Annotated in this window: 13 protein-coding genes and 1 pseudogene; 4 read left to right on the top strand and 10 right to left on the bottom strand. The window is 63.6% G+C overall.

Annotation, left to right across the window (positions count from 1 at the left end):
• Positions 1-149 precede the first annotated feature (149 nt).
• Genes NCS67_RS26510 through NCS67_RS26520 form a run of 3 tightly spaced genes read right to left on the bottom strand, consistent with a single transcriptional unit; the run spans position 150 to position 2,443 of the window.
• Entirely contained in the window at positions 150-881 is a 732-nt protein-coding gene (locus NCS67_RS26510; RefSeq protein WP_008346760.1) for an amino acid ABC transporter permease, read from the bottom strand.
• Positions 878-1,609, bottom strand: a complete 732-nt coding sequence (locus NCS67_RS26515; RefSeq protein ID WP_008346762.1) for an amino acid ABC transporter permease — start codon at positions 1,607-1,609, stop codon at positions 878-880. Before NCS67_RS26515 ends, NCS67_RS26510 begins: the two co-directional genes overlap by 4 nt.
• 12 nt (positions 1,610-1,621) lie before the next feature.
• Positions 1,622-2,443, bottom strand: a complete 822-nt coding sequence (locus NCS67_RS26520; RefSeq protein WP_008346764.1) for an ABC transporter substrate-binding protein — start codon at positions 2,441-2,443, stop codon at positions 1,622-1,624.
• Between the two features lie 266 nt (positions 2,444-2,709).
• On the opposite strand from NCS67_RS26520, the gene NCS67_RS26525 reads away from it, so the two are divergent.
• On the top strand, positions 2,710-3,696 hold the full coding sequence (locus tag NCS67_RS26525) for a sulfonate ABC transporter substrate-binding protein (protein WP_250437295.1): 987 nt from the start codon (positions 2,710-2,712) through the stop codon (positions 3,694-3,696).
• A 66-nt stretch (positions 3,697-3,762) separates the two neighbouring features.
• On the opposite strand, the gene NCS67_RS26530 is transcribed toward NCS67_RS26525, so the two are convergent.
• From NCS67_RS26530 to NCS67_RS26555, 6 genes and pseudogenes are all read right to left on the bottom strand, one after another.
• A complete protein-coding gene (locus NCS67_RS26530) occupies positions 3,763-4,965 on the bottom strand; it encodes an acyl-CoA dehydrogenase family protein (protein WP_250437296.1) in 1,203 nt (400 codons plus the stop codon).
• Positions 4,966-4,999: 34 nt separating this feature from the next.
• Positions 5,000-6,688: an ABC transporter ATP-binding protein gene (locus NCS67_RS26535; protein WP_250437297.1), complete on the bottom strand. Its 1,689-nt coding sequence runs from the start codon at positions 6,686-6,688 to the stop codon at positions 5,000-5,002.
• A gap of 14 nt (positions 6,689-6,702) precedes the next feature.
• The gene (locus NCS67_RS26540) at positions 6,703-7,656 is read right to left on the bottom strand and encodes an ABC transporter permease (protein ID WP_250437298.1); all 954 of its coding nucleotides are present in this window, start codon (positions 7,654-7,656) and stop codon (positions 6,703-6,705) included.
• A 20-nt stretch (positions 7,657-7,676) separates the two neighbouring features.
• On the bottom strand, positions 7,677-8,657 hold the full coding sequence (locus NCS67_RS26545) for an ABC transporter permease (protein WP_250437299.1): 981 nt from the start codon (positions 8,655-8,657) through the stop codon (positions 7,677-7,679).
• Positions 8,658-8,669: 12 nt separating this feature from the next.
• Positions 8,670-10,268, bottom strand: a complete 1,599-nt coding sequence (locus NCS67_RS26550; protein ID WP_250437300.1) for an ABC transporter substrate-binding protein — start codon at positions 10,266-10,268, stop codon at positions 8,670-8,672.
• Positions 10,269-10,435: 167 nt separating this feature from the next.
• Positions 10,436-10,624, bottom strand: a pseudogene (locus NCS67_RS26555) (IS5-like element ISCARN85 family transposase); the annotation flags it as partial.
• A 165-nt stretch (positions 10,625-10,789) separates the two neighbouring features.
• Here NCS67_RS26555 and NCS67_RS26560 point away from each other — a divergent pair.
• The 3 genes from NCS67_RS26560 to NCS67_RS26570 are packed head-to-tail and all read left to right on the top strand — an operon-like array spanning position 10,790 to position 12,408.
• Entirely contained in the window at positions 10,790-11,338 is a 549-nt protein-coding gene (locus NCS67_RS26560) for a PAAR domain-containing protein (protein ID WP_175981591.1), read from the top strand.
• On the top strand, positions 11,338-11,940 hold the full coding sequence (locus NCS67_RS26565; protein WP_250437301.1) for a M35 family metalloendopeptidase: 603 nt from the start codon (positions 11,338-11,340) through the stop codon (positions 11,938-11,940). Before NCS67_RS26560 ends, NCS67_RS26565 begins: the two co-directional genes overlap by 1 nt.
• 27 nt (positions 11,941-11,967) lie before the next feature.
• On the top strand, positions 11,968-12,408 hold the full coding sequence (locus NCS67_RS26570) for an OmpA family protein (RefSeq protein ID WP_250437302.1): 441 nt from the start codon (positions 11,968-11,970) through the stop codon (positions 12,406-12,408).
• A 42-nt stretch (positions 12,409-12,450) separates the two neighbouring features.
• Here the strand turns inward: NCS67_RS26570 and NCS67_RS26575 are convergent, their stop codons facing one another.
• Positions 12,451-13,788 (bottom strand): LLM class flavin-dependent oxidoreductase, encoded by a 1,338-nt coding sequence (locus tag NCS67_RS26575; RefSeq protein WP_008346778.1) that lies wholly within the window; start codon positions 13,786-13,788, stop codon positions 12,451-12,453.
• Between the last annotated feature and the right edge of the window lie 90 nt (positions 13,789-13,878).

The raw sequence follows: 13,878 nt of genomic DNA on the forward strand, positions 1-13,878 counted from the left end.
CATCGCGCGTCTGGCTTCACGCAGAAAGCGGCGCTCGCGCGACCGTTCGAAACGGTTGGACAGCATGTGCCAGCAAGACGTCAGGATATGCGCCATGACTCGCTACCTTCAAATGACGATGACATCAATCTAGGCCCGCGCGACGCGTTTCACAAACGAGCTTTTCTGCGTTGCATTGCAGGCATCGTGCGGACCCGGCTGCGCTCTGCGGAGCGGCGCGAGAGCAGTGCGTGCGCGAGCGCTTGCAGCGCACCGCATAGCATCAGATAGACGAAGCCGACGAACAGGAAGATCTGCGCCGGATAGACCATCAACCGGTTGTTGAGCTGATTGGCGAGGAACGTGAATTCCGGCACGCCGACGATATAGGCAAGCGACGTATCCTTGATGAGCGAGACCCATTGATTGACGAACGACGGCATCATCACGCGCACGGCCTGCGGCAGCACGACTTCGCGCAGCGCCTGCCAGCGCGTGAGGCCGAGCGACATCGCCGCCTGCCACTGCCCGTTGCCGATCGACACGATGCCCGCATGGACCGAATGCGACAGATACGCGCCGCCGATCAGCGCGAGCGCGCATACGACGGTCGCGAGGCCCGGCACATTGACGTGCAGCAGAATCGGCATCAGAAAGAAGGTCCAGAAAATCAGCATCAGCACGGGAATCGCGCGAAAGAACGCAACGAGCGCGGTCAGCAGGATCTGCGCGACGCCGCGTGTCATCGAAAGCGCGATGCCGCCCGCGAGCCCGATGATCGCCGCAAGAATCGCGGAGGAAATGGAAAGCGCGAGCGTCAGCGCAACGCCGCCGAGCGGTCCGGAAGGAAACGCGCCCAGCAGGAGATAGCGCAGCGACGCGAACCAGTCGACCTCGTTCATGCGTGGACTCGCCGCAGCGCGCGCACGCCGGTGCGCTGCCACACGACCAGCGCCGCTTCAATGACCGCGATGGTCAGCACATAGAACACCGTGGCCGTGCCGAATGCCTGAAATGTCCTGAAGGACTCGGTATCGACCTGACGCGACATGTACGAAAGCTCCGCGACGCCTACCGCCATCGTCAGCGACGAGTTCTTCACCACGTTCATGTATTGCCCGGCGAGCGGCGGCGTCGCGATGCGCAGCGCCTGCGGCAGGATCACGTAGCGCAGCGCGGCATATCGGCTCATGCCGAGCGCGGCCGCCGCCTGCTCTTGCGCCGCACTCACGCCACGCATACCCGCACGAAACTCCTCGCCGATGAACGCCGTCGTGTAGCAGGTCAATCCGATCCAGCCCGCGAACAGCTCGAAACTCGGCCAACGCAAAACGAACGGCCCGAACGTCGCGGCATGCGGCGTGTTGAGCCACGTCATCCATTCGGACGGCAGCAACGCGGCCGCCCCGAAATACCAGAACAGCAACTGGACGAGCAGCGGCGAATTGCGAAAGACGAAGACATACGATGCCGCGACGCGTGCGAGCGCCGCATTGCCCGACGTGCGCGCGACGGCCAGCGCGAAGCCGAGCAGCGTCGCGCAGATCGCCGCGCAGGCGGACAACATCAGCGTGACGGCGAAGCCCTGCTCCAGCCACGCGAGATATTTCGGATCGAGCCAGCTATGCATGATCGACGGCGATCAACCGTTCTTCTGCGGATCGCCGATCTTGAAGAGGCGCGGCAGCGGCGCGGCGCTCTTCGGGCCGAACCACTTGTCGTAGATGCGCGTCGCTTCGCCGTCCGTTTCGAGTTTGGTGAGCGTGCCGTTCACGGCGTCGAGCAGGCGCGTCTCGCCCTTCGGCACGCCGACGCCTTCGTAATCGTTGGAGATCGTGAAGGCCGGAATTTCGTAGCTGGCCTTGTCCGGCACGCGCGCGAGCAACGCAACGAGCTTCGGTCCGTCCTGCGTGATCGCCTGCACGTTGCCCGTGCGCAGCGCGGCGAAAGCGAACGGCGTGTCGTCATAGGCGACGATGGTCGCGTTCGGGAATTTCGCCCGCACCTGCTGTTCGTTCGTCGTTCCCTTGTCCGCGCCGATGCGCAGGCTGTTGATCTGATCGGGCGATTTCAGCACGCCCTTCTTCGCGATGAACTGCGTGCCCGATGCGAAGTACGGCGTGCTGAAATCGACTTCCTTTTTGCGCTCGTCGGTGATCGTGAAGTTGGCGAAGACGAGATCGACCTTGCCCGACTTCAGAAACGCGATGCGGTTGGCCGGATTGGTCGGCTGCACTTCCAGCTTGACGCCCAGGCTCTTCGCCACCGCGCGCGCATAGTCGACATCGAGACCGACGAGCTGATTGTCCTTCGGATCGACGAAGCCGAACGGCGGATTGCTGTCGAACGCCGCGACGCGCAGCACGCCGGCTTTCTTGATGTCGTCCAGCCTGTCCGCATGCGCGGCATTCGAAGCCACTGCCAGCAGTGCAGCGAGCACCGCGCCCCAGGTCCTGATTTTCATTGGTGAGTTCCTTGTTCGTTGCGCCGGTGTGCGTCGCCGGGCGGCGGCACGATGGCGAGGCTGGCACTCTATCGGTGCCGCCGCTCCGACGGAACGAAGTTTTTGTCACGAAGAAAGCAGGCGTGGAGATTTGGCGCGACGCCCGCATTGCCGTCGCGTGCACATGCTTATGACTTCCGTTGCGATAGCGATATGTGCATCGCTACGTTGGTCCGAATGGGCGCTCGTCTTAGCATCGGAAGCTCTCGCCAACCAGAGCTTCCGCCATGTCGAAAACAAAAACCACCGATCGCCGCGCTTTTCTCTCCCTGACCGCGCGGGCCGCGACGGGCGCCGCCGCGCTCGCGGTCACGCCGGCATCGTTCGCCCAGCAAGCCGCGCAAGCGCAGCCGCGCGTGTTGCGCATCGGCAATCAGAAAGGCTATCTGAACCTGCTCAAGGGACGTGCAACGCTGGAGAAGCGTCTGGCTCCGCTCAACGTATCCGTGAGCTGGACGGAGTTCTCCGCGGGTCCGGTGCAGCTCGAAGCGCTCAATGTCGGCTCGATCGATTTCGGCGACGTGGGCGAAGCGCCGCCGATCTTCGCGCAGGCGGCCGGCGCGCCGCTCGCCTACGTCGCCGCCACGCCGACGCGGCCGCATTCCGAAGCCGTGCTGGTGCCGGCGCAATCGTCCGTCAAAACGGTGGCGGATTTGAAAGACAAGCGTATCGCGTTGAACAAGGGCAGCAATGTCCATTACTTCCTCGTGAAGCTGCTGCGCCAACATGGCCTTCAGTATCGCGACGTCGAACTCGCCTATCTCGCGCCCGCCGACGCGCGCGCCGCCTTCGAGCGCGGCTCGATCGATGCGTGGGTCATCTGGGATCCGTACTTCGCCGCCGCGCAGCAGTCGCTGAATGCGCGCGTCGTGGCGGACGCGAGCGGCGTCGTGAGCAACCGCGCCTACTATTTTTCGTCGCAAGACTATGTGGCGAAGAATGCCGACGTGATCCGGATCGTCATCGAGGAGATCAAGGCCGTCGATCAATGGGGCAAGCAGCATCCGGACGAACTCGCGAGCGAACTCGCGCGGCTTTGGGGCCTGCCCAAACCTGTCGTCGATCTCGCGGTGAGCCGGCAGGTCTTCGGTACGGAAGCCATCACGCGGGCGATCATCGCGGAGCAGCAGCAGATCGCCGACACCTTCGTCGAGCTCGGGCTGGTGCCGAAACATGTCGACGTGCTGAGGGCCGCGCCGCCCGGTCTTGCCTGACGGCCGTCGATGCCTTGCGCGCCGCGCCTGAAAGCCGCGGCATCGTGTAGCGATCCGCGCAAGACGTCAGAACACGCGCCCTTCGGTCAGATGCGTCGTCACGCCGTTGAGCGCGTAATCGCCGATCACGCGCGCCTTATGCATCAGCGGATTGTGGCTGAAGATCGTGCGCAGATTGCGCCAGTGGCGATCGAAGTTATGCGCGCGCGCCGTCGCCGATGCGCCGCCCGCTTCGAACATGCGCTCCGCCGCGCTCAACGCGAGCTTGCTGACGACGATCTGCGTGCGCGCCGTCGCGAGCGCGCCTTCCAGCACGAGCGCGTCGGCGTCGGCATCGCCGTTGCGGATCGCTTGCGACGATCGTTCGAGCACGCGCGCGTTGTCGCGCACGAGCGCATCGATCGCGTGACTGTTCGCGCTCAATTCGCCCACGACCTGCTGAATGAACGCATCCTCGCGCGCCGACGGCGCCGCGCTATGCAGCACGGGGCGTCCGTGTTTCAGCACATAGCGCTCCGCATCCGCGACGACGTTGCGTACGATGCCCGCCGCCACCGCCACCAGATGCAACTGACGCAGCGCGCCACCGTGACGGCCCGTGAGCGTCGTCTGCACGCGCGGCGTGACTTCGTCCGCGTACACGATCAGATCGTCGAACTCGAGACTGCCGCTCGCGGTCATGCGCTGCCCCATGCCGTCCCAGTCGTCGAGCACGCGCAGCCCCTCGCGTTGAACCGGCACGACGGCTATGGCGGCCTCGCCGTGTTCGTCCTGCACGTTCAGGCGCGCGTAGTCGGAGAACGCGGTGCCCGTCGCGTAGTACTTGCGGCCGCTCAGACGAAAGTGATCGCCTTCGCGCCGAAGTTGCGTCGTGATTTCGCCGGGGCGCGACGTGCCCGCTTCGGTCGATGCGCCGCCGAAGATCGCGCCTTCCGCCACGCGCTTGATCTGCAATGCATTGAACGGCGTGCGCGGCGCAAGCAGCAGCGCTTCGGTCTGGTCGAAGTGAATGCGCAACGCGTGCGCGACGTTGCTTTCGTGCGCGGCAAGCGTTGCGATCACGTCGAAGACGTCTTCGAGCGAGCCGCCGAGTCCGCCCCATTCGAGCGGAAAGCGCAACGTCCCGAGGCCCGATCGACGAAACAGCGCAAAGGCATCGAACGGCAGTTCGCGGCGCGCCTCGCGCGCGGCCGCATCTTCGCCGATGGACTGTGCCAGCTCAGGCAGCGCGGCGAGCGCGGCTTCGAGTTTCTGATTTTTATTCGACATATGACGTGACGTTCCTATGGTATTGATGCGTGCTCTACGCGGCCTGCGCGTCGAATCGTTTGCCGGGAATCGCTTCGAGCAGCGTGCGCGTGTACGCATGCTTCGGCGCGCGCCATATCTCGCGATGATCGCCGCTTTCGACGATGCGCCCGCCATGCATCACATGGACGCGGTCGGCGATATAGCGCACCACCGAGAGATCGTGCGAGATGAAGAGATAAGCGAGCCCGAGGTCGCGTTTCAGCTCGACGAGCAGATTGAGTATCTGCGCCTGAATGGACACATCGAGCGCGGAGACGGGTTCGTCGCAGATCAGCAGCGCGGGCTCGAGCACGAGCGCGCGCGCAATGCCGATGCGCTGCCGCTGACCGCCCGAAAACTCGTGCGGATAGCGATCAAGCGCGGCGCTCGGCAAACCGACGCGATCGAGCATCGCGCTTGCGCGTCGGCGGCGTTCGCGGGCATCCGCGATGCCGTTCACGATCATCACCGTATCGAGGATGTCGCCGACGCTGCGGCGTGGATTCAGCGACGCATACGGGTCCTGAAACACCATCTGCACCTGCGCCCGCAGCGGGCGCAACGCGCGTTCGCTCAGGGGCGCCAGATCGACGCCGCGCAGGCGGATCGCGCCACCCGACGCCGGCACGAGACGCAGGATCGCTTTCGAAAGGGTCGACTTGCCGCAGCCGGATTCGCCGACGAGACCCACGGTTTCGCCGCGCGCGATATCGAACGACACGTCGTCGACGGCGCGCAACGCGCCCCTGCCATGCCGATGCACATAATCGACCGTCAGATGTTGCACCGAGAGCAGCGGCGCGTCGTTGTCGAATCGCGTTTCCGGCGCGCTGACGGGCGCAAGCGGCGTCACGTTGAACGCGGGCTTGTCATCGGCGCCTTGCACGTGACGAATCTCCGGCAGCTTCCAGTCGCGGTAATGCAACTCCGTTGCCACGTTCAGCGATGCGCCCAGCAGCCCGCTCGTGTATGCATGCCGCGGCCGCTCGAAGAGTTGACGCACCGGCGCTTCCTCGACCTTTTCGCCCGCGAGCATCACGGCGACGCGATCCGCATGTTCGGCGACGACGCCGAGATCGTGCGTGATGAGCAGCAGCGACATCGACAGATCGCGCCGCAATTCGGCAAGCAGTTCGAGAATGCGCGCCTGAATCGTGACGTCGAGCGCGGTGGTCGGTTCATCCGCGATCAGCAGACGCGGACGGCATGCGACGGCCATCGCGATCATCACGCGCTGGCGCTGTCCGCCCGACAGCTCGTGCGGATAGTCGAAGACGCGTCGATGCGGCTCCGGAATATGCACGAGATCGAGCAGTTCGACGGCGCGCTTCATCGCCGCTGGCTTCGACAGCGCTTCGTGCCGTCGCAAGGTCTCGACGATCTGCGCGCCGACCGTGAGCACCGGATTGAGCGATGTCATCGGCTCCTGAAAGATCATCGAGATGTCGCTGCCGCGCACATCGCGCATTTCACGCGGGCTCAGCGCGAGCACGTCGCGTCCGTCGAAGCGGACGCTGCCGGTCACGCGGCCCGGCTCCGGCACGAGCCGCATGAGCGACAGCGCGGTCGCCGATTTGCCGCAGCCGGACTCGCCGACGAGCGCGAGCGTCTCGCCTTCGGCTATGTCCAGATCGATGCCGCGCACCGCGCGATGCGCGCCGAAACTCACGCGCAGATCGCGCACTTCAAGAAGATTCGCCACGGACAGGTCTCGGGTCAGGAACGTTCGCGCATGCGCGGGTTGAGTGCGTCGTTGAGGCCGTCGCCGAGCAGATTGAGCGCGAGCACCGCGAGCACGATCGCCGCGCCCGGCACGGCGGTCAAATACCACGCGGTGCGCAACGAATCGCGCCCCGCGCCGATCATGCCGCCCCATGTGACGACGTTCGGGTCGCCCATGCCCAGAAACGACAGCGAAGACTCGATCAGGATCGCGCTCGCGACCATCACCGATGCGGTCACGATCACCGGCGGCAGCGCGTTCGGCAAGATCTCGCCGAAGATGATGCGCGCGTCGGAAAAGCCCTGACTGCGCGCGGCGAGCACGAAGTCCGACGAACGCAGCGTGCGGAACTCGGCGCGCACGATACGCGCGACCGTCGGCCACGAAGCGATGCCGATGGCCAGCGCGATCACCGTCACGTTCGGCCGCCCTATCGCGACGATCACGATCACGAGCAGAAACGACGGCACGGTTTGAAACAGCTCGGTGACGCGCACGAGAAGATCGTCGATGACGCCGCCGAAGAAGCCGCCGATCGCGCCGACGAGCGTGCCGATGACGAGCCCGATCGCCGCCGCCGATGCGCCGATCAGCAGCGACACGCGTGCGCCGTGCGCGATGCCGGCGGCGACATCGCGGCCGAGCGAATCGGTGCCGAGGCGATACAGCGGGTCGCTGCCCGGCCATTCGAAGGGCGCGGCGACCATATCGAGCGGATCGCCGGGAAAAAGATACGGCGCACTCAGCGCAAGCGCGATGAACGCAGTCAGCAGCACGATGCCCGCGAGCGCGGACGGATTGCGCAGCAGCGCGCGCCACACGCCGCGCGAGGCGCGAGCGTAAGGCGCACGTTGAGCGCGCCGCGCGCCGAACAGCGCACCGGCGAGCTGGCGCCGCCACGCCGAGCCGTGGCCGGATGAAGCGAGTTCGGTGGAATCGGAAGCCATGCGTTTTCAGGTTCGATGAGTCAGACGATGCGTGGATCGAGCCACGCCTGCAGCAGATCGACCGTCACGTTGGCGACGATCACGAGCAGCGACGAAAGCAACAACACGCCGAGCAGCACGCTGAAATCGCGCGCCATGACGGCATCGAGCGCAAGACGCCCGAGGCCCGGCCAACTGAACACGGTTTCCGTGACGGCCGCGCCGCCGAGCAGCGTGCCGAAGTGAATGCCGACCATCGTCGTGAGCGGCATCAGCGCGTTGCGCAGCACATGACGCACGGTGACGCGCAGCGGATGCAGCCCCTTCGCGTGCGCGGTACGCACGAAGTCCTGGCGCTTCACTTCGAGCATCGCGGCGCGCGTGAGACGCGCGTAGATGGCGACGAAGAAAGTCGCGAGCGTCACGGCCGGCAGCAGCACATGTTTCGCGACATCGGCGGCATACGCGAAGCCGTGCAAGGACGCGCCCACGGTGATATCGCCGCCGCTCGGCAGCCAGCCGAGATGCACCGAGAACAGCACGATGGCGAGCAGGCCGATCCAGAAGCCGGGCGTCGAATACAGCACGAGCGCGAGCACGGACAGCACGCGATCCGGCCACTTGCCCGCCCAATGCGCCATGACCGCGCCGAGCACGATGCCCGCGACGATCGCAAGGGCGAGCGCCGTGCCCATCAGCAGCAAGGTGTTCGGCAGCCGCGACAGAATCAGCTGCATGACGGGCGCGTCGTAACGCGGCGAATAGCCGAGACTGCCGTGCGCGAGATGCGACAGATACGCGCCGAGCTGATGCAGCACCGGCTGATCGAGGCCGAACTTCGCGCGCAATGCCTGCAGCGTTTCGGCGGTCGCGGAGCCCGCTTCGCCCGCGAGCACATCGGCGGCGTCGCCGGGCATCAGCTTCAGCAGGAAGAAGTTCAGGACCACGATGGCGAGCATCGTCGGCAGGGCCTGCCATGCGGTGCGCCGCGCGATGGCGGCGAAGCGCGTGCGTCGGTTCATCGGCGTCCGTCCTCAGGCGCTCAGCCACACATCGGCGAGATTGCCTTCCAGCCCCTGCGCCGACACCGTGTGATTGCGCACGCGCCGGTTCGCGAGCGTGACCATGCGCGGCGCGACGAGATTCAGGATCGGCAGGTCGCGATACACGATCTGCTGAAACTGCTGATAGAGCGCCACGCGCTTCTTCTCATCCGTTTCGATCGATGCCGATTCGAGCAGCGTATCGACTTCCGCATTGCTGTAGTGCGGCGCGTTCGAGAACGGCACGCCGGGCCGGATGTTCTTCGACCAGTAGAGACGCTGCACGCCCACGCTCGGATCGAACAACGTATTCACGCCGATGCTCGTGAAGTCGAACTGACGGTCCGCATACACGCGCTTGAGGAACGAAGGCAGATCCTGCGAACGCACGGTCACGTCGATGCCCACACGCGCGAGCGCCGACTTCACGTAATCGGCCTGACGCCGGTACATGTCGCCATAAGGCAGGAAATCGTGCGTCAACTGGAAGCGCGGGCCGCCGTTCTTGCGCGGATAACCCGCGGCATCGAGCAGCTTTTCCGCGTTCGCGATATCGAATGCGTAAGGCGCGAGCTTCCCGTCGTGATACGGCGAGGCGGGCGTGATCGGCGTCGGAGAAATGTCGGCGTAACCGTAGGCGATCGTCTTCTGCACGATCTGCGGATTGATCGCATGGGCGATCGCCTGACGCACGCGCACGTCCTTCAGGATCGGATGCGCGAGATTGAAATCGATCTCCGAGAGCGGTTCCAGAAAGCGATAACCGCGCGTTTCCACGGCGAGCTGCGGCAATTGCGTGAGACGCGGCAGATCCGAAAGCGGCACCGGATTCTCGCCGCCGAGATCGAGCGCGCCGGTTTCGAACGCGGCGGAGCGCGCGGCGGCATCGGGAATCACTTTGAACACGAGCGAATCGATATACGGCTTGCCCGCGTCCCAGTAATCCGGATTGCGCTCGTAGACGATGCTCGCGCCCCGCGTCCACGACTTGAAGCGGAACGGCCCGGTGCCGATGGGCGCGTTGTTATGCGGGTTCGTCAGCGGATCGCCGTTCGCGTAGAGATGCTTCGGCACGATCGGCGATTCGCCCGCCGACAGCGCCTTCAGCAGATACGGCGCGGGCTTCGACAATTCGATGATCGCGGTGCGCGCATCGGGCGTCGACACGCGCGTCACGTTGGCGAAGGTGCTGCGCCCGCGCGGATGGATCGACTTCAACAAGTCGATGGAAAACGCCACATCCGCCGATGTGAACGGCTCGCCGTCGTGCCACTTCACGTTCTGGCGCAGCGTGAACGTGTACTTGAGACCGTCCGGGCTCACGTTCCACGCGGTCGCGAGCTGCGCCTTCGGCTTCAGATCGAAGTCATAGGCGAGCAGGCCTTCGAGCACCTTCGAACTCGCGACGAGCGCGGGGCCCGTCGTCTGGAAGATCGATACGAGCACGGGCGGCTCGGGATTGATCAGCATGTTGAGCGTGCCGCCACGCCTGGGTGCCGCTTCCTGCGCGAAGGCGAGCGAAGACAGGCCGGCGGACGCGAGCGCCGCGCCTGATGAGACCAGAAAATCGCGTCGGTTGAAGCCTGCCATGTGATGCCATTCCTCTCTGTTCGTTGTTCGACGGCCGAATATGACGCGCCGCGGCGATCACGATAAAACGGCTGCGCGCGCGCGTGAACGAACGGTTATGCATATGGAAAGCATGGCGGCGCGAAAAGCATGTGACGTTGGGTGCAATGCCGAGAGGCGTGTTCACACTATCGAAGTGTTTCCACGATGAGGGCGAAGTTGATAAAGCCGATGAACATCAGAATGACTTTGTCGAAGCACGAGAAAATCCGACGAAAGCCCTTCAACCGACGGAACAGCCGCGCCACTTCGTTGCGACGTTCGTACATTATCCGGTCGTACTACCAAGGCTCGACGCGCGTGCTTAACGGAGCAATACGTTGAAGTTTGTAGATTCGAAGATTTTTTTACCAGCATCCCGTTGAACTTTTCCAACGAGTTCGTATGCTGACGTCACTACTTCAACCGAGTGGCGTCTTTCCAAAAGCCTGAAAACATATGCCAAAAAGCAAGAATAACCAAACAGGTAGCAGGGCCCAATCATGATGCGCCGGTTTGCTGTGGTCGGCGATAAGCTAAGTAACAACGGTGAGATTTGCGATTACAAAGGGCCCTTTTTCACGTTGAGCGGCCATCAAGCCGCGCTTATCAACGGTGCCGCATATTGTCCCGTCTGCAAGACAACCGGCTATATCGCGAAGGAAGGCGGTCCGCGCCGCATGACGTTAGGTGCAAGCGAGATAGCGCTAGAAAATGATGTCGTCATATGCGACTGTCCGGACCATCCGCGCATCTTCGCAAGACTCGCGGGGGAAGCTTGGTACGAAGATCTTGTCGAGAGTCTCGGGGCCATCCGTCATTGCGCGACTGGAAGTGACAACATCGCTGCCGCGCCTTTGGCGTCCGTGTTCGATGAAGCGTACGTTCTTCGCAGCAAGATGAACGGCAAGCCACTCTCTAACGTGGCGTATCGCCTGATTGGCGAAAGCGGAACGCTCATCGAGGGCGTGACCGACGCAGCCGGCAGGACGCAACGCATCAGGACCAATGCGGCCGAGCGTGTGACGGTCGCGGTGGAGGATGTGAAGTAATGGCAAAGGAGTTCTTCGAAGTTCATTCGTCGATGACTAACACGGTCGAGGGTTCGTCCGTGGATGTGTATGTCAACACGGAGCGCATTTGCCCGAATATGACGAATGCGGAATTCAGAAAGATGTTCGCTGCGGCGCAGGACGAAGCAGTTCAGAAGATTGAAATGCGCCTGGCTGCGTTAGATGTCTGGAGCGCCAGCGAAAAGGCTCGTGTATGGCGATGGTTCGGCCGCAACGACGAGGCCACTCATAGGCGGCTTCGAGATGGACTCACGAAAGTCCTTGAGGTAGTGCGCGGCTTCGGGCCCGAAAACGTAGTGCGAAGTGGGAGCGAAGCAGACCATGCAACAGGCTGCCTTCCGAACTCACGCACGGATGGCGTTGCGGCGCACGTATGCGCCCCGGATACCGCCACGCACACAATGGCAATCGATCTGAACTTTTGCACGATGCGGCCGTGGAGCGGCACAGGTGACTCGCAGGCATCAACTATCATTCATGAGGCGACTCATTTTCTCGACACGATGGCAACGGGCGACCCTCAGTACACGATAACTTTCAGGCTAAAGGAATGGGGCAGGCGCATCCGGATCTTGCAATAGTGAATGCTGACAGCGTGGCGGGGTACTGTGTCTTTTCTGAAAATTAAGCTCCTGATTCCGGCGCTCTTGCTCACGTGGTTCGGTTCAGCACTGGCCTGTGATGGCCCACAGAATCAACGTGGAGAAAATATCGATGTTCTCTTCGCGCGAAATTCTGCGTCGCTCAGTGTCAAGGAATTGGCACGGCTCTCGGCATGGTCCGCAGAAATGCGAAAGTTTGAATACGCGGACGTTATTCAAGTGGTCGGCCTCGCGGAAACAATCGAGGTTATGCCGAGGAAGCTGGCAGAGCAGCGTGCCCAAAAGGTGTGGAGCGCCATGCAGCAGTTCGGCTTACAAAGTTCGCATTTGTGGGTAACTGGGCGCGTTTATACCGTGCGTGAGCCACGAAGGTTTTCCGAGCCGGGTGGGCAGCGGGTGGAAATCACGTTCGGTCCCGGATGCCCGAACAACTGTTGCACGCGCTAGAGGCGATCGCTACGCCACGCGCACCGCTCCCCCACCTCCCGCCTAATGCATGTCGAGCACCGCGCCCTCGGGCACCGACAACCCCAGATGGCTGCGCAAGGTCTTGCCCTCATACGCGCGACGGAAAATGCCGCGCCGCTGAAGTATCGGCACGACGCCTTCCGTGAAGGCTTCGAGACCATCGGGCAGCACGTCGGGCATCAGATTGAAGCCGTCGGCGGCGCCGTTCCTGAACCAGTGCTCGATGTCATCCGCGACTTGCTCGGGCGTGCCGACGATCACGCGATGTCCGCCGCCGCCCGCCAGCGCACGGATGAGCTCGCGCACCGTGTAGCCATGCGTGCGCGCCTGCGCGAGCGTCGCGTTGAAGAACGTGTGATTGCCGTTGCCGCCATTGGGCAGCGGCAAGTCGTCGGGCAAACGCCTGTCGAGCGAAAGCGAATCGACGGGCACGCCGAGCGTGCCAGCGATGCGGTTCAGGCTGTACTGCACCGGAATCAGATCGACGAGTTCGTCACGGCGTCGCAGCGCCTCGCTTTCCGTCGAACCGATGATCGTCGTCAGTCCCGCGAGCACTTTCACCGCGTTCGCGCCGCGTCCGTAACGCGCCGCGCGCGCGTTGAGATCTTCGCGATATGCACGCGATTCATCGAACGATTGCGAGGCCGAAAACACCGCTTCCGCGTGACGCGCGGCAAGCTCGCGTCCGTCGCCCGATGCGCCCGCCTGCACCAGAACCGGATGACCCTGTGCCGAGCGCGGCAGATTCAGCGCGCCGCGCACGCTGAAGAATCGCCCACGATGATCGGCCGGATGCACCTTGTCGAGATCGACGAAGCGCCCGCTCGATTTGTCCGCGATGAATGCGTCGTCATCCCAGCTATTCCACAGCGTCTTGACGAGCGCCGCGAACTCGTCCGCGCGTGCATAGCGCGTTGCATGGTCGGGGACCGTGTCGTGACCGAAGTTGCGCGCAGACGGCAGGTCCGCGGTCGTCACGATGTTCCAGCCCGCGCGCCCGCCGCTGATCAGATCGAGCGTCGCGAATCGGCGTGCGATGTTATACGGCTCGTTGTAACTCGTCGATGCCGTCGCGATCAGCCCAAGATGCGTGGTCGCGGCTGCAATGCTCGTGAGGAGCATTGTCGGTTCGAGCGCCGTGATGGGGCGCATGTCGAGCTGATCGGAGATCGCGGCGCTATCGGCGAGAAAGATTGCATCGAGACACGCGCGTTCCGCCAGCTGCGCCAGGCGCACATAGTGGCTCACGTCGAGAAATACGTTCGGATCCGAATCCGGCAGACGCCATGCCGACGGCACGAATCCGGAATGAAGCGCGTTGATGTTCAGATGCAGTTGGCGCGGGGCATCGCCGCTCATGGAAAGCTCCACAGAAAGGGATAACTCTCCATCTTGTACGGGCGACGCGAACGACGCCACGAACGAATTCGACGAAGCATATGAAAAGCG

The organism is Caballeronia sp. ATUFL_F2_KS9A (genome assembly GCF_023630765.1).
Lineage (GTDB): Bacteria > Pseudomonadota > Gammaproteobacteria > Burkholderiales > Burkholderiaceae > Caballeronia > Caballeronia zhejiangensis.

What these genes read in the sequence shown, in the direction of transcription:
- NCS67_RS26540 (WP_250437298.1), bottom strand. Translation starts at nt 7,656, where the DNA reads ATGGCTTCCGATTCCACCGAACTCGCTTCATCCGGCCACGGCTCGGCG.
- NCS67_RS26575 (WP_008346778.1), bottom strand. Translation starts at nt 13,788, where the DNA reads ATGAGCGGCGATGCCCCGCGCCAACTGCATCTGAACATCAACGCGCTT.
- NCS67_RS26515 (WP_008346762.1), bottom strand. Translation starts at nt 1,609, where the DNA reads ATGCATAGCTGGCTCGATCCGAAATATCTCGCGTGGCTGGAGCAGGGC.
- NCS67_RS26545 (WP_250437299.1), bottom strand. Translation starts at nt 8,657, where the DNA reads ATGAACCGACGCACGCGCTTCGCCGCCATCGCGCGGCGCACCGCATGG.
- NCS67_RS26560 (WP_175981591.1), top strand. Translation starts at nt 10,790, where the DNA reads ATGATGCGCCGGTTTGCTGTGGTCGGCGATAAGCTAAGTAACAACGGT.
- NCS67_RS26520 (WP_008346764.1), bottom strand. Translation starts at nt 2,443, where the DNA reads ATGAAAATCAGGACCTGGGGCGCGGTGCTCGCTGCACTGCTGGCAGTG.
- NCS67_RS26510 (WP_008346760.1), bottom strand. Translation starts at nt 881, where the DNA reads ATGAACGAGGTCGACTGGTTCGCGTCGCTGCGCTATCTCCTGCTGGGC.
- NCS67_RS26550 (WP_250437300.1), bottom strand. Translation starts at nt 10,268, where the DNA reads ATGGCAGGCTTCAACCGACGCGATTTTCTGGTCTCATCAGGCGCGGCG.
- NCS67_RS26565 (WP_250437301.1), top strand. Translation starts at nt 11,338, where the DNA reads ATGGCAAAGGAGTTCTTCGAAGTTCATTCGTCGATGACTAACACGGTC.
- NCS67_RS26525 (WP_250437295.1), top strand. Translation starts at nt 2,710, where the DNA reads ATGTCGAAAACAAAAACCACCGATCGCCGCGCTTTTCTCTCCCTGACC.
- NCS67_RS26530 (WP_250437296.1), bottom strand. Translation starts at nt 4,965, where the DNA reads ATGTCGAATAAAAATCAGAAACTCGAAGCCGCGCTCGCCGCGCTGCCT.